The organism is Minwuia sp. (genome assembly GCF_048007105.1).
GTDB lineage: Bacteria > Pseudomonadota > Alphaproteobacteria > Minwuiales > Minwuiaceae > Minwuia.
The window spans coordinates 4309743-4328557 of record NZ_CP180352.1 but is presented as its reverse complement, the minus strand read 5'-3'; the positions used below and the strand labels follow the sequence as shown (position 1 = coordinate 4328557).

General features: G+C 65.6%; 19 protein-coding genes and 1 pseudogene. 8 read left to right on the top strand and 12 right to left on the bottom strand.

Translation table 11 applies throughout. From position 1 onward, the window contains the following. Positions 1-52: 52 nt before the first annotated feature. Together ACMVY4_RS21070 and ACMVY4_RS21065 are read right to left on the bottom strand one after the other, a co-directional pair. Complete coding sequence (locus tag ACMVY4_RS21070) at positions 53-724, bottom strand: flagellar hook assembly protein FlgD (protein WP_416897906.1); 672 nt, start codon at positions 722-724, stop codon at positions 53-55. Positions 725-733: 9 nt separating this feature from the next. Continuing rightward, complete coding sequence (locus ACMVY4_RS21065) at positions 734-2086, bottom strand: flagellar hook-length control protein FliK (protein ID WP_416897905.1); 1353 nt, start codon at positions 2084-2086, stop codon at positions 734-736. A 265-nt stretch (positions 2087-2351) separates the two neighbouring features. Between ACMVY4_RS21065 and ACMVY4_RS21060 the strand changes: the two genes are divergently transcribed. Next, complete coding sequence (locus ACMVY4_RS21060; RefSeq protein ID WP_416897904.1) at positions 2352-2960, top strand: glutathione S-transferase family protein; 609 nt, start codon at positions 2352-2354, stop codon at positions 2958-2960. Positions 2961-3032: 72 nt separating this feature from the next. After that, positions 3033-3443 carry a DUF4864 domain-containing protein gene (locus tag ACMVY4_RS21055; protein ID WP_416897903.1) on the top strand — a complete coding sequence of 137 codons (411 nt, stop codon included), beginning with the start codon at positions 3033-3035 and terminating at the stop codon, positions 3441-3443. A 19-nt stretch (positions 3444-3462) separates the two neighbouring features. Here the strand turns inward: ACMVY4_RS21055 and ACMVY4_RS21050 are convergent, their stop codons facing one another. Then, positions 3463-4326, bottom strand: coding sequence for a hypothetical protein (locus ACMVY4_RS21050; protein ID WP_416897902.1), 864 nt, complete (start codon positions 4324-4326; stop codon positions 3463-3465). A 76-nt stretch (positions 4327-4402) separates the two neighbouring features. Beyond that, a complete protein-coding gene (locus tag ACMVY4_RS21045) occupies positions 4403-5311 on the bottom strand; it encodes an alpha/beta fold hydrolase (RefSeq protein WP_416897901.1) in 909 nt (302 codons plus the stop codon). A gap of 110 nt (positions 5312-5421) precedes the next feature. Here ACMVY4_RS21045 and ACMVY4_RS21040 point away from each other — a divergent pair, with 110 nt between their 5' ends. Beyond that, the gene (locus ACMVY4_RS21040; RefSeq protein ID WP_416897900.1) at positions 5422-6957 is read left to right on the top strand and encodes an acetyl-CoA acetyltransferase; all 1536 of its coding nucleotides are present in this window, start codon (positions 5422-5424) and stop codon (positions 6955-6957) included. Here the strand turns inward: ACMVY4_RS21040 and trhA are convergent. Further along, positions 6954-7619 carry a PAQR family membrane homeostasis protein TrhA gene (gene trhA / locus ACMVY4_RS21035; protein ID WP_416897899.1) on the bottom strand — a complete coding sequence of 222 codons (666 nt, stop codon included), beginning with the start codon at positions 7617-7619 and terminating at the stop codon, positions 6954-6956. The genes ACMVY4_RS21040 and trhA overlap by 4 nt on opposite strands. A 95-nt stretch (positions 7620-7714) precedes the next feature. Here trhA and ACMVY4_RS21030 point away from each other — a divergent pair, with 95 nt between their 5' ends. Together ACMVY4_RS21030 and ACMVY4_RS21025 are read left to right on the top strand one after the other, a co-directional pair. Continuing rightward, positions 7715-8740, top strand: coding sequence for an LLM class F420-dependent oxidoreductase (locus ACMVY4_RS21030; RefSeq protein WP_416897898.1), 1026 nt, complete (start codon positions 7715-7717; stop codon positions 8738-8740). Between the two features lie 11 nt (positions 8741-8751). Beyond that, positions 8752-9720, top strand: coding sequence for a phytanoyl-CoA dioxygenase family protein (locus ACMVY4_RS21025; RefSeq protein WP_416897897.1), 969 nt, complete (start codon positions 8752-8754; stop codon positions 9718-9720). Between the two features lie 3 nt (positions 9721-9723). Here the strand turns inward: ACMVY4_RS21025 and ACMVY4_RS21020 are convergent, their stop codons facing one another. Together ACMVY4_RS21020 and ACMVY4_RS21015 are read right to left on the bottom strand one after the other, a co-directional pair. Continuing rightward, complete coding sequence (locus ACMVY4_RS21020) at positions 9724-10122, bottom strand: nuclear transport factor 2 family protein (RefSeq protein ID WP_416897896.1); 399 nt, start codon at positions 10120-10122, stop codon at positions 9724-9726. 47 nt (positions 10123-10169) lie between these two features. After that, positions 10170-10775: a TetR/AcrR family transcriptional regulator gene (locus ACMVY4_RS21015; RefSeq protein WP_416897895.1), complete on the bottom strand. Its 606-nt coding sequence runs from the start codon at positions 10773-10775 to the stop codon at positions 10170-10172. 88 nt (positions 10776-10863) lie between these two features. Here ACMVY4_RS21015 and ACMVY4_RS21010 point away from each other — a divergent pair. Beyond that, a pseudogene (locus ACMVY4_RS21010) lies at positions 10864-11282 on the top strand (VOC family protein). 29 nt (positions 11283-11311) lie between these two features. On the opposite strand, the gene ACMVY4_RS21005 reads toward ACMVY4_RS21010, so the two are convergent. The 4 genes from ACMVY4_RS21005 to ACMVY4_RS20990 form a co-directional block, all read right to left on the bottom strand. Then, positions 11312-11941, bottom strand: coding sequence for a hypothetical protein (locus ACMVY4_RS21005; RefSeq protein ID WP_416897894.1), 630 nt, complete (start codon positions 11939-11941; stop codon positions 11312-11314). Between the two features lie 22 nt (positions 11942-11963). Next, positions 11964-13199, bottom strand: a complete 1236-nt coding sequence (locus ACMVY4_RS21000; RefSeq protein WP_416897893.1) for a phenylacetate--CoA ligase family protein — start codon at positions 13197-13199, stop codon at positions 11964-11966. 64 nt (positions 13200-13263) lie between these two features. Then, positions 13264-14487, bottom strand: coding sequence for a mandelate racemase/muconate lactonizing enzyme family protein (locus ACMVY4_RS20995; protein WP_416897892.1), 1224 nt, complete (start codon positions 14485-14487; stop codon positions 13264-13266). Next, positions 14484-15581 (bottom strand): Zn-dependent alcohol dehydrogenase, encoded by a 1098-nt coding sequence (locus ACMVY4_RS20990; protein ID WP_416897891.1) that lies wholly within the window; start codon positions 15579-15581, stop codon positions 14484-14486. Before ACMVY4_RS20990 ends, ACMVY4_RS20995 begins: the two co-directional genes overlap by 4 nt. A gap of 84 nt (positions 15582-15665) precedes the next feature. Between ACMVY4_RS20990 and ACMVY4_RS20985 the strand changes: the two genes are divergently transcribed. Next, positions 15666-16289 carry a glutathione S-transferase family protein gene (locus ACMVY4_RS20985; protein ID WP_416897890.1) on the top strand — a complete coding sequence of 208 codons (624 nt, stop codon included), beginning with the start codon at positions 15666-15668 and terminating at the stop codon, positions 16287-16289. Here ACMVY4_RS20985 and ACMVY4_RS20980 read toward each other — a convergent pair. Continuing rightward, positions 16274-17215 carry a DMT family transporter gene (locus tag ACMVY4_RS20980; protein WP_416897889.1) on the bottom strand — a complete coding sequence of 314 codons (942 nt, stop codon included), beginning with the start codon at positions 17213-17215 and terminating at the stop codon, positions 16274-16276. The two genes, ACMVY4_RS20985 and ACMVY4_RS20980, sit on opposite strands and share 16 nt — an antisense overlap. Positions 17216-17406: 191 nt before the next feature. Between ACMVY4_RS20980 and ACMVY4_RS20975 the strand changes: the two genes are divergently transcribed. Further along, positions 17407-18810 carry a DUF4856 domain-containing protein gene (locus ACMVY4_RS20975; protein ID WP_416897888.1) on the top strand — a complete coding sequence of 468 codons (1404 nt, stop codon included), beginning with the start codon at positions 17407-17409 and terminating at the stop codon, positions 18808-18810. Positions 18811-18815 lie beyond the last annotated feature (5 nt).

Below are 18815 nucleotides of genomic sequence, written 5' to 3'. Positions count from 1 at the left end.
TCTGCCGGACCTGTGGCCGCGCCATCCTGCGCAGCCGGGTTCATGATATTTCTCAATCCGTTACGGGCACGCCCGAGACGGAGGTGACACTGGACAACGGCAATACAGCGCCGTTGACCGAAAGCTGTGCGACGCCGCCGACGACCTCGACGCCGTCGACCGTGCCGCTGGCGCGGACGCTCACGGGGATCGAGCCGCCGTCGCGGTCGGCCGCGGAGATGGAGATGCGGTAGACCCCGTCGGCCAGTTCGTTGCCGTTGTCGCCGAGGCCGTCCCAGTTGTAGCGGTTCAGGCCGGCCTGGCCGTTGACCACATCGGAACGGACGGCGCGGTTGTTCTCGTCCAGGATCAGGATCGAGACGCGCTCGGGATTGCCGTCGACATCGAAGGTCCAGCCGGCCTCGCCGTCGGTCAGGCGGGCGCGGTTGCTCTCGCCCTCGACGGTCTTGCCGATGTAGTCGACGAGGGCCCCGTGCTGGGCCGCCAGCGACAGCGACACCAGGGATTCGAGCTGGTCGTTGGTCGCGATCTGCTGTTCCACCTGGCTGAACTGGACTAGCTGCTGTGTGAACTGCTCGGACTTGAGCGGCTCAAGCGGATCCTGGTTCTTCAGCTGGCTCGTCAGCAGGGTCAGGAAGGTGTCGAAATCCTCCGACAGCTTGCGGGTCGCGGCGCCGGCGGCGCCGTTCTGGATTGTCGGAAGTCCGAGTGATGCGAGATCCATCAAATACTCCTAGACCGAGATGTCGACGCCGAGGCTGTCGAGACGCATGGAACGCTGGGCGAGCGGGGCGGGCGGCAGATCGTCATCGTCAGCGAAGATCGAGCTGCCCGGGCCGCCGGCGTCGTTGCCGTCACGCCCGCCTGCGAAGCGGAAGCTCTCGCGGTCCATGTTGAAGCCTGAATCGGCCAGCGCCTTTTCGAGCTGGTGCACGTCGCGGCGAAGCTGTTCCAGGGTTTCCGCCTTGTCCGCGCTGATGACCGCCATGACGCGGCCGTCATGGCCAAGTTCCATCTTGACCTCGACGCGGCCGAGTTCCTGCGGATGCAGCTGGATCTCGATGCGGTCGACACCCTCGCGGGCCCCACGGGCGATGTGGATGCCGAGCTGCTGTGCCGGCGGCTGCGCCTGGGTCTGCGCCATCTGCTGGGCGAAGCTGGGCGCCTGCGTGCCGGCGGCGTTCTGGACGCCACCCGTGGTCTGGACCGAAACGGTCTGCGTCGTGGCCGGCGTGTCCGGAAGAACCGACTTCTGGGCCTGCTGCTGGTCGACCGGCAGCTGAACCTGGATCGGCTGCGCAGCGTTCTGCGCCGCGGCCGGCGACGCCGCCTGCTGCTGCGCCGTCGCGGCCGTCTGCAATGCGGCCTGAGCGGTGCCGGTGGCCGGGCCCTGCGCGGCGACGGCCTTGAAGCCGGACGCAATGTCCGACGTCTGGCCGCCCGAAAGCGCGGTGGCCAGGCCGCGGCTGGCGCCGGTCAGCGAGGCGAGATCGATGCGGCCGCCATTGGCACCCGTGCCGCGCGGCAGGATCTCGGGAATCTCGGGCAACTGGCTAACAGGGCCATTGGCAGACGCGGCCTGGGCGCGCGGCTGTGGCTGCGGCGTAGCGGCTGCCGCTGCCTGCGCGGTGCGTTCACCGGCAGTCTGCGCCGCTGCCGCGGTGGCGGCCGCGGCCTGCAGCGGTTGATCGCCGGTCTTGCCCTTCAGTTCGGCGGGGGCCGGCAGCAGCTGATGCGCGGGCGCAGCAGAAAGATCCTTCTCTCCGGGCGTCTCGGTGGCCGCAGTCTCGGCCGGTGTCGCTTCGGCGCCGGTCTCGTCCTTGACGGCGGTCTTTTCGGACCTGTCGTCGCCGTTCGTGGCGTCCGGCTCGGATGTCTCGTTCTTCGCCGTCTGGTCCGGCGCCGCTTCGGCCGGTTTCGCCCGGTCGGCCTCGGCCTTCCGCGGCTCGGCGGGTTCACGCACGTCGTCGAGAGTCCGGGCGAACTTGTCGTCGTCGTCCGGACGGTTCTTCTCGGCGGCTTTCGGCTTCTGGGCGGCGATCTGGGCGCTGCGGTCGCTCGCGAAGATGTCGGCGGTAGAGGGCATCGAAATATCCCGGCGGTTGGTTTCGCGTCCCTACCAGCAAACCGGATGCCAGTAATTTCGGAGAAAAATATAGCTATAATTCAATGAGTTATGATTTCAGATACTGCAAGGGACAGCTGCTGCCACCGCCTCCCGGCAAGTTCTGCCGGGGCGGTTCGGCCCCTGCATGGTTAAGCCAGACTTAACAGGCGCCTAGAACTTCTCGCTTGTTCTCCGGCGCCGCGAATGACCGAATTCCGGCGGGGACAAGATCGAAGGACAGGCGATGCTGAAGCTCTATGACAATGCGGATTCCGGCAATGGCTACAAGGTCCGGCTGCTTCTCAACTGGCTCGAACGCCCGTTCGAGCGGGTCGAACTGGATATCTTTGCCGGCGCCAGCCGGACGCCGGAATTCCTCGCCCTGAACCCCAACGGGCGCATTCCGACGCTGCAGATGGAAGACGGTCACTGCCTGGCCGAGTCGGGCGCCATCCTTTTCTATCTCGCGGAAGACACGCCCTACTGGCCGACGGACAAGCGGGCGCGTTCCGAGGTTCTGCAGTGGATGTTCTTCGAGCAGTACAGCCATGAACCCTTCATCGCCGTGCTGCGGGCCTGGACCCGTCACGGCCCGATGACCGATGACCGTCGTTCGCAGTGGGCGGCGCGGGAGAAGGGGGGCTACGCGGCCCTCGACGTGATGGAAGGGCACCTGAAGGATCGGAAGTTCCTTGTCGGGGAGCGGCCGACGATCGCGGATATCGCGCTGTTCGCCTACACCCATGTGGCGGATCAGGGCGGATTCGACCTGACCGGCTATCCTGCGGTGCGCGCCTGGATCGCGCGTATCGAAGAGCTGCCGCGGCACATCGCGATCGACGATCTGGACTAGGGTTGCGCGAAACCGATCCAACCGGACGGTGAACGGCGTATGCTTGCCGCCAGCCGATCACAGGAGGACGGCATGACGCTCATCCGATCCCTGCTCGCCGCAATGGTCCTCATGGCCGCGGCGCCCGCATTCGCCGGACCGGCGGAGGAAATCCACGCCGTCATCGACGATCAGATCGAGGCGTTCCGCGCCGATGACGGCGACCGCGCCTTCTCACACGCCTCGCCGGGCATCCAGTCGAAGTTCCGGACGCCGGAGAACTTCATGGAGATGGTCCGGACCGGCTATCCGCAGGTCTACCGGCCGAAGGTCTACGAGTACCAGGCGCTCGAGGAGCGGGGCGGGCTGACCATCCAGGAAGTCTTCTTCTTCGGCGAGGACGGCTCGGCCGTCGTCGCGCGCTACTTCATGGAGCGGAACGGTGACGGTGTCTGGAAGATCACCGGCGTCGATCTCCGCCAGGCGCCGGAACTCAGCGTCTGACGCGCGGCGGTCCTTGCGATCACATGTGGGCGTCGACGATCAATACCATTGTGCCTTCCGGAGCTGCACGTATCAGCTGAGGTGCGATCTTGTCGAGAGGCTCCTCTTCGCCTGATCGACCGTTGTCGAACACGCCTTCAGTGTCGTGCCACGCGCCTTCGAGGTCGATGACCGCCGTTGGCCAGCACTCCATGTTCTCTGCCCACAACAGTATCTGGGGAATGGATTTCAGGAAGTCGTCTTCGGGCGGATCCGTCACGCGTTGCCACCGTTCGTACCCCCTTGTTCCGTTGCACACCTGACACAATTCCGGAACGCCTTCGTCGGCGCGTGCTCTCGAGGTCAGTCGAAGGAATCTCGGAAGTACATATGAGCGGGGCTGGATCTCTCCCTCGCCGCCGCATCTGTGACAAGCCTCGAATACAACAGGACGTTCCCACGGTGGCGGATTCGGGAATTCGTCCTTCCAGGATCCCCCAACCTGTCCCCAATCGAGCTTGGGGAACGGATTGGCGGGCGACTCTGCACTGATCATTTCGCCGTCGATCCAGTACCTTTCGCGCGCAAAGGTTCGGTGGCGCATGAGAAGTTCGACCAGTCGCTCCAACGACACGTCGGCAGTCAGTTCGTTTCTGTAGGTTGCTTCGCCATGCTCCAGCAACTCCAGCCGTGCCTGGAGATGTGACATTTTCCACTCGCAGAGAATCCAATCGTCCAACTCGGGATCGGGTTCCGCATCGAGACGAAACCTCTGATATTCCCCGTTCGCATTCATGCAGCTGAAATTGGCGAGCAGGTTGTCGATGTCGAAGCCGTCTTCGTCGAAGCGCTTCCTGAATGTTTCACCTGCAGGCACAAGGGCGAATACGAGTGAATGAGCCATTCAGCCGAACTCCGGATTGCATTGCGATCAGGACATGCAATCACATGGATCGAAACATTACAAGAACATTCAGGCCTCAGCCCGCCCGCCAGCCGGCGATGATGCCGCGGATGGCGGCGACGGTCGCCAGGGGCTGGTCCAGCATCAGGTGGTGGTGCGCCTCCGGCACGCCGACGATGTGGCCGTTCACCAGTTCGGCGGCGTAGGTCAGCGTGTCGGGCTCGTTGAAGAAGCTCTTCTCGCCATAGAGATAGGCCTTCCGGCAGCTGGCGGCGGCCAGATAGTCGTGGAAGGGCTCGCCGAAGCGCCGATTGTTCATGGCGCCGCCGTGCCATTTCCAGCACCAGCCCTCCGGCGCCTGCTTCACCGAATGCCGCGCAATGTGCTCGACCAGATAGTCGTTCTCGCAGGGCTGCTCCGGCATCAGGCGGAACCGCCGCCACGCCTCGTCGAAGCTGGCGTAGTAACGCTTGTTGCCCATGCGCGGTCGGCGCTTCTGGTCCACCTCTCGCAGATGCGGGGGCCGGAACGGACTGTCGGCGACGACGATGCCGCCGACCTCGTCGCCGTGCAGCTGACCGAAGCGGCTGGACATGAAGCCGCCGAAACTGTGGCCGACGATATAGGTGGTACCCTTCCCGTCGAAGGCGTCGGCAATGACGCCGCGCATGTCGGCCACCCGGACGTCGGCGCCATAGCTCTCCCGGACGCCGCTGTCGCCCATGCCCGACAGCGAGATCGCGGCGACGTTCACGTCTGCCGCCAGGAAAGGCGCGATGAAGCTCCACCAGTGGGCGTGCCCGCCGCCGCCGTGGACCAGAAGTAGGTTGGCGTCGCTCGTCCGCTTCGCGGCCCAGCGCAGGTAGTGCACGGCGCAACCGTCCACATCGGCGAAGCGCACCTCGCCCGCGTCTGCCATGTTGGCGTGATACCAGTCGGGTGCAGGCGCCTGGACCTTCAGCAGGTCCGGATCGATGTCGGTCATGTCTCTGAATCTCCCCGGCCGCAATGTTGGCGGGGCGCTGCCATGCTGCCAAGACCGTTGATCCGCATACCGCTTCACGCGACCATGCGCCGACGTCAGGGGAGGCGAACATGGACGAGTCACGCATTCCGGTTCTGGTGGGATCGGGCCAGATCACACAGCGCGAGAAGGATCCGCTGAAGGCGCTGTCGCCGATGGATCTGACGGCGGCTGCCGCACGCGAGGCGGCAAAGGATGCCGGGCCGGAGGCGAAGGTGCTGGAGGCGCTGGACACGGTCGTCCAGATCCGCAGCTTCTCCGATACCAGCTGGCGTTTCGTCTGCCCGTTCGGAACCTATGCCAATCCGCCGAAGTCGCTCGCCAACCGGCTCGGGGCGTCGAATGCAAAGCGGCTCGTCTACACCCATCCCGGCGGGAACATGCCCCAATGGTGCATCAACCGCATGTTCGAGATGATCACCCGCGGCGAGTTGCAGGCGGCGCTGATCGCCGGCGGCGAGGCGCTGGCGACCCAGAAGGCGGCGCAGCGGGCGAAGCTGGAACTCGACTGGTCCGAGGATCCGGGCGGCAAGCCCGAGGAATGGGGCGTCGCCACCCGCGGCTGGAACGACATGGAAGACCGTCACCAGATGCGCGGCGCCATCTACGCCTATCCCATGGTCGAGAACGCGATCCGCGGCCACAAGGGCGAGAGCATCGACGAGCACATGATGACCATGGGCCGGCTGTTCTCCGGCTTTGCGAAGGTCGCCGCCGGCAACCCGCTGGCCGACCGCCGCGACGGCTACTCGGCCGAGGAAATTGCCACGGTCAGCGACAGCAATCCCTTCATCGGCTTCCCCTACACGAAGCTGATGAACTCCAACGCCTTCATCGACCAGTCGGCGGCGGTGATCCTGATGTCCGTGGCGAAGGCGAAGGAACTCGGCATCCCGAGCGAGAAGTGGGTCTTCCTGCACGGCTGCGGCGACGCCTACGACCACTGGTATCTCACCGAACGCATCAACCACTGGAGCTCGCCGGCGATGCGGACTGTCGCGGCTGAGACCTCCCGAATGTCGGGCAAGACGCCGGCCGAAATGGATTTCCTCGACCTCTACAGCTGCTTCCCGTCAGCGGTGCAGATCGCCTGCGCCGAGATGGGTATCCCGGAGGATGACCCGCGCGGCCTGACCGTGACCGGGGGGCTGCCCTATTTCGGCGGACCCGGGAACAATTACGTCACCCATTCCATCGCCGAGATGATGAACAAGGTCCGCTCCAGGCCCGGCAGCTACGGCATGGTTACGGCCAACGGCAACTACGTCACCAAGCAGTCTGCCGGCATCTATTCCACCGACATGCCGGAGACGCCCTTCGCACCAACCGATCCCGCGACCTATCAGGCGAAGATCAATGCGGACAAGGGACCGGAGGTCGCCGAGACGGCCGAGGGCGATGCAGAGATCGAGACCTACGCCGTACTGCATGACCGCCAGGGGCCGGCCTTCTCGATCGTCTTCGGGCGGCTGGGCGACGGGCGGCGTTTCATCGCCAACACCGAGGCCGATCCGGAGCTGCTGGCGGAGATGGAAAAGGTGGACTACCTGGGCCGGAAGGGCCGGGTCAGCACGAAGGACGGCCTGAACACCTTCGCCCCGTCCTAGGCGACCAGCGCCACATCGGTGATGACGGCGGCGAAGTGGCAGGACGCCGCGGCGACGACAAAGCCGTGCCAGACCGCGTTCTGGAACTTCAGCCGCTCCCAGACATGGAAGACGACGCCGAGACTGTAGAGCGCGCCGCCGGCGCCCAGCAGCACAAGGCCGGCGATGGAAACATTCGCCAGCAACGGGCCCAGGGCGAAGACAATCACCCAGCCGAGCAGCAGATAGGCGGCAATCGACAGCTTCTCGAACCGGCCGGGCAGGAAAACCTTCAGCGCGACGCCGGCCAGCGCGACGGTCCATACGAACACGAACAGCGTCAGCCCCCATTCGCCGCCGATGGTGACCAGCGAGAAGGGCGTGTAGGTGCCCGCGATCATTACGAAGATGGCCGAGTGGTCGAGCCGCCGGAACCGTTCCTTCCAGCGCCCCTCCGGTGCGAAATTGTAGAGCGCGGATGCGCCGAGCATGGACGACAGGCCGAGCAGGTAGATCGCGATCGAGGTGATGCCGAGCCAGCCCGCATCGGGCACGGCCAGGATCAGCAGCGTGATACAGGCGCCGAGCGCCATCAGGCCGCCGATGCTGTGGATCACGGCATCGGCAATTAGCTCTCCGCGGGAGTAGGGCCGGGAACCGGCATTGGATGCTGAGTTATCCATCGCTGGATTCGAAGATGGGGCCGTCGGATGACATGCGAAAGACTTTTCTGCCGCCTCCGTGACGGGCACCATGGGCGCGACCGGGGAGGAACGACATGACGCTGAAACTGAACCTGATGGCCGGCTACTGGTCGGCGCATCCGCCGCAGAATTTCGTCGAGATGGCCCAGCTGGCGGAACGGCTCGGCTATTACGGCTTCTTCACCGCCGAGGCCTGGGGCTCGGACGCCCTGACGCCGCTGGCCTGGGTCGGCGCCCAGACATCGAAGATCAAGCTCGGTACGGCGATCGCGCAGATTTCGGCCCGGACGCCGACCTCGCTGGCCATGCATGCGATGACGCTGGATCACCTGACGAACGGCCGGGTCATTCTCGGGCTCGGCGTTTCGGGGCCGCAGGTCGTCGAGGGCTGGTACGGCCGGCCCTTCGCGAAGCCGCTGGCCCGCACCCGCGCCTATGTCGACATCATCCGTCAGGTTCTGGCGCGTGACGAACCGGTGCAGCACCAGTCGGAGCACTACACACTGCCCTATCCGGAAGACGCGCCGGGCAGCTGGGGCATGGGCAAGCCGCTGCGCTCCATCGTCCATCCGCTCAGGTCCGACCTGCCGATCTTCCTGGGCGCCGAGGGTCCGAAGAACGTGCAGATGGCGACCGAAATCTGTGACGGCTGGTACCCGCTCTATTTCTCGCCCACGGGACCGAAGGTCTATGCCGAGCAGACAGCCAACCTGAGGCCGGGCTTCGAGATCTTCTGTCCCGTCCGGCTGCAGATCACGGACGACGTCGAGCGTGGTCTGGAAGGCATCAAGGAGAACCTCGCGCTCTATGTCGGCGGCATGGGCAGCCGCGACCAGAACTTCCACAACCAGCTGGTCGCGCGCATGGGCTACGAGGACGCCGCGCGGAAGATCCAGGACCTCTATCTGGACGGCAAGAAGCGGGAGGCCGTCGCCGCTGTGCCGGATGCGCTGGCCGACGAGATTTCTCTGATCGGCCCGCCGGAGCGCATCCGCGACAAGCTCGCCGCCTGGGACGAGAGCCCGGTCACGGGCCTCATGGTCTGGGCCAATGACGAGCGCGATCTGGCCCAGATGGCCGAACTGGTGCTGGCAGCCTAGGGAGCGTGGTCATGTCCGAAAGTCTTCCGGAGCCGACAACCGATCTGGTGCGGGCGAAGCGCGATCTGTCGGACCATGGCTACTGCCTTGTTGCCGATGCGCTGGAGCCGGTTCTTCTGAAGGAGACCGCCGAACGGCTGGCCGCCCAGGCCCGCGCCGAGGACGGCATGGGCCTTTCGTTCCGCGACGGCGGGGTGAACCAGAAGGTCGTCGACGATTACGGCAACATGCTGCCGGATGCGTTCTCCAGTGCTCGCGGCGGGATCAACCAGCGGGTCTGGAATCTTGTCAACAAGGGCCGGTGTTTCCGCGATCTGGTGATCCATCCCCTGGTCGACGAACTGGTCGGCCATGTGCTTGGCGACGCCTTCATCCTGTCGAACCACTCGGCCAACATCGCGCGGCCCGGCGGCGTGCGGATGGGCTTGCACACGGACCAGTGGTGGATGCCGCAGCCGGTCCGGGCCGATGCCGACTATGTCCGGCCCGCCGACCTGACGCGGGCGCCGTCGGACGGGTTCGTTCATCCGGAGCCGTCGCTGGGCATCGCGCCCCCCGTCGTCTGCAACACGATGTGGATGCTGAGCGATTTCACCGCGGCGAACGGCGCGACTGAGATGGTGCCGGGCTCCCACCTGTCCGGCGCGCATCCGAATCCGGGAGACCAGAGCGGCTACAGGATCGTCCAACCCGAAGCGCCCGCCGGCACGTTGCTGGTCTTCGACGGGCGGCTCTGGCACGGCACCGGGGCGAACGCGGCCAATTCCGACAGGGTCGGCATCCTGGTCACCTTCTGTGCGCCGCAGTTCCGCCAGCAGGAGAACCAGACTCTCGCAGTTGATCCCGCGCTCTGGGACGAAATGCCTGAGAAGCTTCGGGCGCGGCTCGGGTTCCGCGTCTGGAACGCCTATGGCCGGATCGAGTTGCCGGCCGAGGAGTGGGTTTCGCCGACGCCGGAGCGGATCGGCGAACTCGGTTGAGGTTCAGCCGCCGCCCTTGCCGGTCTGCTTCCAGAAGACGTCCTTCTTCGCGACCCGGCCGTCGCGAACCGTGATGATCTCGACGCCGCGCTGGGTGAAGGCGTCGCCGCCCCTGTGCCGGCCCTCGACGCGGTAGGTCATGAGGATCCGTTCGTCGCCCAGCACTGCATAGTCGATCTCCTCGAAGCGGAGGCTCTCGAACAGGGCATTGTTGTCCGCGATGCCTTCAAGGAATCCGTCGACGCCCTTGCGCACCCTCCCGTCGGGCGCATCCTCGCCGATGGCGAAGTGCCATTCCGCGTCGTTGGTCAGGGCGCCTTCCAGCAGGGCGCGGTCGGCCTTGAAGATCGCCTTTCCCATGCGGCGCATCACGCCGTCGGCCATTTCCGCTGTCATCGCCATCTCGGACCTCCCGCCGGTTCCAGGGCCATGTTCGCCAGCGCCGGGCCTCAGCGCAAGCCGTCGAAGATAGCGTCGATGGAACGGCAAAGCGCTTCCATGGCCGCCGCCCTGTCCGGGGCGGCGAGGATGTGCATGACGCCCTCGTTCATGGCGCCGGAGAGCAGGATGGCCAGTTCCTCGAGGGGCAGGGGACGGATGACGCACGCGGTCGCCGCGGCTTCCAGGCCGACCTTCAACGATGCGATGCCGTTCTCCCGGTCGATACGGCGCCACTCCGAAAGCCCCAGCACCGCCGGCCCGTCGATCATCACGATGCGGACGAAGTCGTCCCTGGCAGCCAGGTCCAGGAACACCCGGCTGCCGTCCTTCAGCGCCTGCAGCGGGTCGCCTGTGTTCCGGGTCGCGGTCTCTATCGCGTCATAGACCTCGTGCTGCATGTCCTCGACGACGGCGCGAAACAGGGCGGTCTTGTCCTCGAACTGGTGATAGAGCGCGCCGCGGCTGACCCCCGCCGCCTTCGCGATGGCCGGTGTCGAGGCGTCGTGAAACCCGGTTTCGGCGAAGGCCCGGCGCGCGGCGGCGACCAGCTTTCCGCGGGTGACCGCTGAACGGCGGTCCTGCCCGGTGATCGGACGCGCAGAATCTTCTTGCATACATACAGCCTGTTTGTTTATATCCAACTTACATACAGACTGTATGTTTGTGTGGTTCCAGCGTCAAACTCCAAGCGGGAGACCCGTCATGAAAATCACCAGCTACTATCCCGTCCTCGCCGTTCGTGATGTCGCGCGTTCGGTCGCCTTCTACCGTGAGCATTTCGGTTTCCGGCGGCCTTCGAGGCCGACTGGTACGCGCATCTGACCCTTGATGCCGACGTGCCGGTGAATCTGGGCCTGGTTCGCCACGACCACGAGACGGTGCCCGTCCCCCGGAACATTGCCGGTGGCTTGCTGATCAATTTCGAGGTCGCGGATGTCGACTCCGAATATGACCGGCTGAAGGCGGCGGGGCTGCCGATGCTGCGCGATCTGGTCAGTGAGGCCTTCGGCTAGCGCCATTTCATCACCCGGGACCCGGACGGCGTCATGATCGACGTGATCACCCCGATCGCCCCGTCGGACGAGTTCGCCGCGCAGTATCTGGAGGGGGCGCCGGCCTGAGCGGCGGCCCGCTAATGCGGCTGCCGGCGTCAGGTAAGATCGTGAAGCCGGAAGGTGCGCTGCCCGGCATGACCGAAACGGTAGGAGAGGCCCGCGTCGACATGGATTCGATACCCTGCGGCGCGGGCCTTCTCGCAGAAGCCGTAGTCCTCGCCCAGCCACTGATCGCCCTTTTCGGGATCCTCGCCGCGAAAGGCGATCGGAAACCAGGGCTTCTCGATGGCGCGGAAGACGTCGGCGCGGATCAGCACGCCCCCGAAGCCGATGAAGTCCGCCTCGACGAGGCCGTCGTCGGGGCCGACCGCGAGACGCTCCCCCCAGCGCTTCAGCGCCGAACTCATCAGCGCGCCGTCCCGGCGGGTGGTGTAGGTGACGCCGGCGATATCGACCCGGTGGCCGAGCAGTTGCAAGGCCGTCTCGGGCGGAAAGCTCATGTCGCTGTCCAGGAACAGCAGGTGGCTGGCGCCGCTGGCAAGCGCCCGGTTCACCAGCGTCTGCCGGCCCTTGGAGAGGATCGTGGTCTTCACGTTGTAGAGCGAACAGTCGATCCGTTGCGCGCCCAGCCTGGCGAGCATGACACTCAGGCTGACGGTGAAATCCATGTGCACCATGTCGCCGGACGGGATGCAGATGGCGATCTTGACTGGCGTCTCCGCCATCCGCTCCCTCCGGTTCGGCGGTTCAGGTGAACTCGCGGGCGTCCTCGACCACGATCCCGTCATTCGGCAGGCTGCCCGGCGCCACGATTTCGACATCACCGCGCAGCTTGGTCACAGTCTGGACAGACTGCTTCAGCGCATCGGCCAGACCGCTGTCGCCCTTCGAGGCCTCGGCCTTCAGCACCATCTGGTCGCGGTTGTCGGGATTGGTGATGACGATCCGCGCCTTGTCCACCTCCGGGTGCCGGGCCACGATCTCGCCCACCAGCTTGGCGTGGACGAACATGCCGCGGACCTTGGCCGACTGGTCGGCGCGGCCCATCCAGCCCTTGATCCGGGTGTTGGTGCGCCCGCAGGCGCTGGCGCCCGGCAGGATCGCCGTCATGTCGCCGGTGCCGTAGCGGATCAGCGGATAGACCGGGTTGAAGGTGGTGACCACGATCTCGCCGACCTCGCCTTCCTCAACCGGCTCGCCGGTGCCCGGGCGGCAGATCTCCAGGATCAGGCCCTCGTCCAGGATCATCCCCTCGACCGGCAGCGACTCGTAGGCGATCAGGCCGATATCGGCGGTGCCATAGCCCTGGGTCGTGACGATGCCGCGGTCCTCGAACCATTGCCGGAGCGACGGCGGCAGCGGCTCCGCGCCGACCGAGGCCTTGCGGTATGACGAGCTGTCCTTGCCCATCTCGTCCGCCTTTTCCAGCAGGATGCGCAGGAAAGAGGGCGTGCCGGCATAGGCGGTGGGCTTCAGCCGCTCGATGGCGTCGACCTGGATTTCGGTGTTGCCGACGCCGCCCGGGAAGATGGCGCAGCCGATCGCGCGGCAGCCGGTCTCGACCAGGCCGCCGGCAGGCGTCAGGTGATAGGAGAGCGTGTTGTGGACGATGTCGCCCGGTCTGAAGCCGGCGGCCCAGAGGGCGCGGGCATAGCGCCAGTGGTCGCGGGCGTCGCTGTCCGGCTCGAAGATCGGGCCCGGCGACATGTACACATGCGCCATCCCGGTGATCGGCACTGCGTTCAGCCCGCCGAAGGGCGGGTTGGCGTTCTGTGCGTCCTGCACATCCGGCTTGCGGATCACCGGCAACTGCCGCAGCGCCTCCCGGCTGTTGATCTCGTTCGGATCGATGTCCTTGTAGAGCTCGCTGAAATAGCTGGCGTTCTGCTTCGCGTGGGCCACCTGGCCCGGCAGCGCCGCCATCAGATCCTTCTCGCGCTCGTCGGCCGAGCGGGTCTCAAGCCCGTCGAAATGGTCGCTCATCTTTCCCTCCCCCGGAATTCAGGCGTCTGTCGCGAAATCTATCCGGTGTCGCCTTCGATTGCGACTACTGGCGTCCGAATGCCACGCCGCCCGGCGTCATCTCCAGATGCAGTTCGTCGCCGTCATAGGGATGGGCGTCGGCGACGGCCTCGTCGACCTCGATGCCAAGCCCCGGCGCCGTCGGAGGGATGACGTGGCCGTCTTCCCAACGGATCGGCGATTTCAGCAGGTCCGCGAAGAAGCCGTCGAAGCGCTCGATGCTTTCCAGAATCAGGAAGTTGGGCGAGCAGGTGGCGAGCTGGATGTTCGCCGCCGCGACCACGGGCCCGCAATAGAGATGCGGCGCGATCTGGACCTGATGCGCTTCGGCCATGCCCGCGATCTTCTTCGCCTCCAGAATGCCGCCCACCCGGCCCAGGTTCGGCTGCAGGATCGAGGCGGCGCCGGTCTCGATGACGCGTGCGAACTCGAACTTGGTCGCCAGCCGCTCTCCGGTCGCAATGGGAACGGCAGTGGCGCGTGCGACCTCGGCCATCAGTTCGGGACGATCGGGCGGCACCGGCTCCTCGAACCAGAGCGGGTCCCAGGGCTCGATCCGCCGCGCCATGCGTTTTGCGCCGGAGACGGTGAACTGGCCGTGGGTGCCGAACAGCAGGTCCGCCCGGTCGCCGACGGCTTCCCGCAGCTTCCGGCAGAAGGCTTCCGAGCGATCCAGCGCGGCGATGTCGGGCTGGTGGCCGTCATAATCGGTATAGGGGCCGGCGGGGTCGAATTTCAGCGCGGTGAAGCCCATCGCCAGATAGTCGGCGGCGCGTTCCGCGGCCATGTCCGGATCGTCGTAGACGGTCTTCTGCCTGCTGTCCGCATCGGGATAGACGTCGCCGTCGGCCGGGTAGATGTAGGTATAGCTTCTCAGCCGATCCCACGCCCTGCCGCCCAGCAGGTTGTAGACAGGCTGCTCCGCCGCCTTGCCGATGATGTCCCAGCATGCCATTTCCAGCCCCGAGAGGACGCCCGACAGGGTGATGTCGGGACGGTGCCCGAAACCGGCGCCGTAGGCCCGCCGCCAGAGCCGCTCGATGTCGTGCGGGTCCTGGCCTTCGAAGGTGCGTTGGAACATGTCGGCGGCCATCGCCTCGACGACCTTCGGGCCGAAGGTGGCGGTGTAGATCTCTCCGATCCCCTCGATCCCGCAGGCCGTCGTCAGCTTGACGATGATGAAGTAGCGCCCGCCCTTGCGGGGCGGCGGGTTGCCCACGGTCCAGCTCTTCAGCGACTGCAGCTTCATGACGGTGCCCCGTCGCCGAAGACGATCACATTCCTGAGCGCCTCGCCACGCTTCACCGAGGCGATGGCCTCGTTGATCTGAGCCAGCGGGTAGCGGCCGGTGATCAGTTCGTCCAGCTTCAGCCGTTCCTGCCGGTAAAGCGCGACGAGCCAGGGGATGTCGGCCTGGATGCGTGCCGTGCCCATCTTCGAACCCAGAACCCGCTGGTTCAGCGCCGCGACGGTGCCGGGATCGAAATCGATCATGTCCCCCGTCGGTGGCATGCCGACCAGAACGATAGCCCCGCCGGGTGCGCAACAGTCGAAACATTGCGCAATGGCCTGCTTCACGCCGACGGTCGCGAAGACGTAGTCCACGCCAGTGCCGCCGGTCAGCGTCCGGATTTCCGCCGCCGCATCGGCCTGAAGCGAGTTGATCGTGTGGGTCGCGCCGAAGGTCTTCGCCGCCGCCAGCTTGTCGTCGGCGATGTCGATGGCGATGACCATCGACGCCCCGTTCAGCACTGCGCCCTGGATGCTGTTCAGCCCGACGCCGCCTGCGCCGACGACGGCCACCGTGCTGCCGGTCTCGATGGCGGCCGTGTTGGAAACCGCGCCGAAGCCGGTGATCACACCGCAGGCCAGCAGCGAGGCTGAATCCAGCGGAATGTCCTTCGGGATGGCCACGGCCTGGCTGTGATCGACGGTGACGTATTCGGCGAATCCGCCGGTGCGGAGACCCTGGACCAGCACCTCGCCACCGGTCGTCTTCAGCGGCGACGCCGCGTCGAGCGGGAAGCTGGCGCCGCAGGTGACCTGCATGCCGCGCGCGCAGGCCGGGCATTCGCCGCAGGAGCGGATCAGCGTGACGACGACATGATCGCCCGCCGACACGTTGACGACGCCGGGTCCGACCGTCTCGACGACGCCGGCGGCCTCATGGCCGTAGACCGCTGGCAGGTTGCCGCCCCAGGCGCCGTCGGCGAAGAAGATGTCGCTGTGGCAGATCGCGCAGGCGGCCAGCTTCACCCGGATTTCGCCCGGGCCGGGCGGGGCCAGGTCGACCTCCTCGATCGTCAGCGGTTCGCCGAAGGTGCGGCAGACGGCGGCTTTCATCCGGTCGCTCCATTGTCATAACGGGCGCGGGCAATGTGGCTTAGGATGCGCCCGGACCGAAACCTGAAATTTGGGGAGCGCATCATGGTCGTCGTCCATCATCTGGAACATTCCCGCTCGCAGCGGGTGCTGTGGTTTCTCGAGGAACTGGGAACGGAGTACGAGATCCGGTTCTACAAGCGGAACCCGGAGACCAATTTCGCCCCGCCTGAGCTGACGGCGGTTCATCCGCTTGGCAAGTCGCCGGTGATCGAGGACAGGGGACAGACGATCATCGAGTTCGCCGCGATCATCGAGTACCTGTCGCTGACCTATGGCAACGGGCGCTACACGCCTTCGACCAATTCGCCGGAATACGTGACCTATCTGCAGTGGATGCACTTCGCCGAGGGGTCGGCGATGCTGCCGTTCCTGCTCAGGCTCTACGCCAGTCGGCTCGGCGATGCCGCGGCGCCGCTGATGCCGCGTATCGACGGCGAGACCGACAATTTCCTGAGCTATATCGACGGCGCGCTGGAAGGCCGGGACTTCTTCATGGGCAGCGAGATCTCTGCCGTGGACTTCCAGATGAGCTTCGTCGGCGAGATCGCCAAGGTGCAGGGCATGCTGGCGAACCGGCCGAACCTGAAGGGTTTCGTCGACCGCATCCAGGCGCGGCCGGCCTACAAGGCGGCGCTGGAAAAGGGCGGTCCCTACCGCTTCGCCTGAGACGGCGCGCCCGCGACGACGGGCGTCTTTTCCTTCGGGAAGGCGGTGCCGATGGCGGCGAAGATCAGGCACGTGGCGATCAGTTCGGTCCAGCCCAGTCGCTCGCCAAGCAGGATGGCCGAGGATCCGAGGCCGACCAGCGGCACCAGCAGGACCGAGAGCGACGACGTCTTCACCGGCAGGCGTTTGACCAGCCAGAGATAGGCGGCGACGCCGAAGACCTGGGCGATCAGCCCGGCATAGAGCGTCGTCGCCACTGCCTGCCAGGAAAAGGCGAAGAAATCGACCTCGGTCATTTCCGGGGTGGCGATCACCACGATTGGCAGGGCGCCGAAGAACAGCTGCCAGGTCATTGCCGGCAGGTGGGCCATCTTGTAGTCGGTCCGCTTCTGCCAGACGGTGCCGAAGGCGAAACACCAGGCCGCGCCGATCATCACGAGCACGCCGACCGGTGAGCGGTCGACGGCGCGGATGTCCTCGCCGATCAGGATCGCGAGACCGGCCATCGCGAGACCGAGTCCCAGCAGGCGCCACCGCGTCGCGCGCTCGCCCAGCATCGGGATGCTCAGCAGGAAGGCCCAGACCGGCATGGTGTAGGCGATCAGCGCGGCGCGTCCTGCACCGATCAGGGTCACGCCGACGGCCGACAGGTAGAGCCATGCGCCGACATTGAAGATCCCGGCGATGATCAGCGGCAGCCAGGATCCTTTCGGAACCTTGAGACTGTGACCGGCGGCCAGCGTGATCAGCGCCATGGCGACAAAGGCCAGGGTCGAACCGACGGCGCGGAAGGTCAGGATCGGAATCTCTTCGGTGGCCACGCGCATTGCCGGCCACAGCAGTCCCCACACAAGGACAAGCATGACGAAGATGCCCAGGGCGAAACCGTCCGGACGCCCGCTGTCCTGTGTCTCGGGTGAATTCATGGTGCGGCACAATAAGACCTTTCCCCGGTCTGCCAAGCCGTCAACGAGCGGCTGAGTTCCGAAACCGGATTGCTGTCATTTGGCGTCACAGCCGCTTGATGCTGCGAATGAGTTGCATTCCTGTTGACCTGAAGCCCGGCGTTCTGTAGTTGCGTATCACTCGCAGAAAAAACTCCAGGGGAACTTCCGGAATGAGCCTGATCCATCGACTTTCCGCCTTCGGGGCGGCCGGTCTCATCGGTGTCGCAGCCGTCTCCGCCGCGGCTGCGGACGACAAGATCTATGCCGGCTTCCCGGTCACCGTGAAGGGATATGCCGGCGACAAGACGCACTCGGTCTCCTACAGCGGACAGGCCGCCCGGAACGTGCTGCACGACTCGCTGAAGAAGCTGGCGTCGAAGGGCGATGCCGCCGCAATGACCGCCTATTTCGAGGGCAAGGATGACGGCCGGGCGATCCTGGCGCCGGCCACGAAGGGCAAGTTCGTCGTCGCCCAGGGCACTGTCGGCGAGATCAGCAAGGACAAGAACATCGCCGGCAAGACCTATGGCGGCGCGATCCTGGGCTGGCCCAATGCGCCGACCGGCGCGGAACTGGTGAAGTTCTGGATTGCCAAGGCTGCCGCGGCCGACGGCGGTGTCGACACCGCCAATGGCTACGACTACGCCCAGCTGATTTCCAAGTTCATCATGGGCGCGATGAATTACAACCAGGCTGTCGACGGCTATCTGGACGAGTATCTGGAAGCCGACAAGAAGCCGAACGACAAGCCCTACAGCGACGGCGCCGCCTATACCGGCAAGGAGCACGCCTGGGACGAGGCCTTCGGCTATTTCGGCGCGCCGGCGCACGCGATGAAGCTGAGCGCCGATAACGTCTACGCCATCGCCAAGCAGACCGACGAGGCCTTCGCGCTGGCCGATCACAATGGCGACGGCAAGGTCGATCTGTACACCGAGATGACCTACGGTCCAGCCTACTACGCGGCCGGTTTCGACCGCTCTTCGGACGGCAAGACGTCCTACCTCCACACCATCGTGGGGAACTTCATCGACGGACGTCAGTTGCTGGCGGACGCAAAGGGCGAGAAGCTGACCGACGCCCAGCGCGCCCAGCTCAAGGCGCATGCCGCCGCAATCGGCGACCAGTGGCAGAAGGTGCTCGCCGAGGCCGTCTTCAAGTATGCCGGCTCTGTCTACAAGGATCTCGGCAAGCTCAAGATCATCATCGAGGCCAATGGTGAGACCGATGCCGTGCTGGCCGACTACATCAAGCACTGGGGCGAACTGAAGGGCTTTTCGCTGGCGCTGCAGACGGGCAAGGAGAATCTCGGCGAGACCGCTGTTCGCCTCAACCGGATGATCGGTTTCGGTCCTGTCATGCCGAACCTGAGCCAGGTCGTCGATATCGACAGCGACGGCAACTACATCAAGGGCGAGGCCAGCCCGATTGCCGAGTACATGGCGCACATGCTGAAGGTCCAGAAGCTGATGGGCGACACCTTCGGCATCAAGGTGCGTGAGAACGACGCCACCGGCGATCTGTCTGAACTGTCGAGCCAGCTAGGCAGCGGCGCCAGCGCCGAGAACGACTGACCGGA

What these genes read in the sequence shown, in the direction of transcription:
- ACMVY4_RS20975 (WP_416897888.1), top strand. Translation starts at nt 17,407, where the DNA reads ATGAGCCTGATCCATCGACTTTCCGCCTTCGGGGCGGCCGGTCTCATC.
- ACMVY4_RS21050 (WP_416897902.1), bottom strand. Translation starts at nt 4,326, where the DNA reads ATGGCTCATTCACTCGTATTCGCCCTTGTGCCTGCAGGTGAAACATTC.
- ACMVY4_RS21030 (WP_416897898.1), top strand. Translation starts at nt 7,715, where the DNA reads ATGACGCTGAAACTGAACCTGATGGCCGGCTACTGGTCGGCGCATCCG.
- ACMVY4_RS21045 (WP_416897901.1), bottom strand. Translation starts at nt 5,311, where the DNA reads ATGACCGACATCGATCCGGACCTGCTGAAGGTCCAGGCGCCTGCACCC.
- ACMVY4_RS21020 (WP_416897896.1), bottom strand. Translation starts at nt 10,122, where the DNA reads ATGGCGATGACAGCGGAAATGGCCGACGGCGTGATGCGCCGCATGGGA.
- ACMVY4_RS20990 (WP_416897891.1), bottom strand. Translation starts at nt 15,581, where the DNA reads ATGAAAGCCGCCGTCTGCCGCACCTTCGGCGAACCGCTGACGATCGAG.
- ACMVY4_RS20985 (WP_416897890.1), top strand. Translation starts at nt 15,666, where the DNA reads ATGGTCGTCGTCCATCATCTGGAACATTCCCGCTCGCAGCGGGTGCTG.
- ACMVY4_RS21060 (WP_416897904.1), top strand. Translation starts at nt 2,352, where the DNA reads ATGCTGAAGCTCTATGACAATGCGGATTCCGGCAATGGCTACAAGGTC.
- ACMVY4_RS21070 (WP_416897906.1), bottom strand. Translation starts at nt 724, where the DNA reads ATGGATCTCGCATCACTCGGACTTCCGACAATCCAGAACGGCGCCGCC.
- ACMVY4_RS21015 (WP_416897895.1), bottom strand. Translation starts at nt 10,775, where the DNA reads ATGCAAGAAGATTCTGCGCGTCCGATCACCGGGCAGGACCGCCGTTCA.
- ACMVY4_RS21065 (WP_416897905.1), bottom strand. Translation starts at nt 2,086, where the DNA reads ATGCCCTCTACCGCCGACATCTTCGCGAGCGACCGCAGCGCCCAGATC.
- ACMVY4_RS21005 (WP_416897894.1), bottom strand. Translation starts at nt 11,941, where the DNA reads ATGGCGGAGACGCCAGTCAAGATCGCCATCTGCATCCCGTCCGGCGAC.
- ACMVY4_RS21000 (WP_416897893.1), bottom strand. Translation starts at nt 13,199, where the DNA reads ATGAGCGACCATTTCGACGGGCTTGAGACCCGCTCGGCCGACGAGCGC.
- ACMVY4_RS20995 (WP_416897892.1), bottom strand. Translation starts at nt 14,487, where the DNA reads ATGAAGCTGCAGTCGCTGAAGAGCTGGACCGTGGGCAACCCGCCGCCC.
- ACMVY4_RS21055 (WP_416897903.1), top strand. Translation starts at nt 3,033, where the DNA reads ATGACGCTCATCCGATCCCTGCTCGCCGCAATGGTCCTCATGGCCGCG.
- ACMVY4_RS20980 (WP_416897889.1), bottom strand. Translation starts at nt 17,215, where the DNA reads ATGAATTCACCCGAGACACAGGACAGCGGGCGTCCGGACGGTTTCGCC.
- ACMVY4_RS21025 (WP_416897897.1), top strand. Translation starts at nt 8,752, where the DNA reads ATGTCCGAAAGTCTTCCGGAGCCGACAACCGATCTGGTGCGGGCGAAG.
- trhA (WP_416897899.1), bottom strand. Translation starts at nt 7,619, where the DNA reads ATGGATAACTCAGCATCCAATGCCGGTTCCCGGCCCTACTCCCGCGGA.
- ACMVY4_RS21040 (WP_416897900.1), top strand. Translation starts at nt 5,422, where the DNA reads ATGGACGAGTCACGCATTCCGGTTCTGGTGGGATCGGGCCAGATCACA.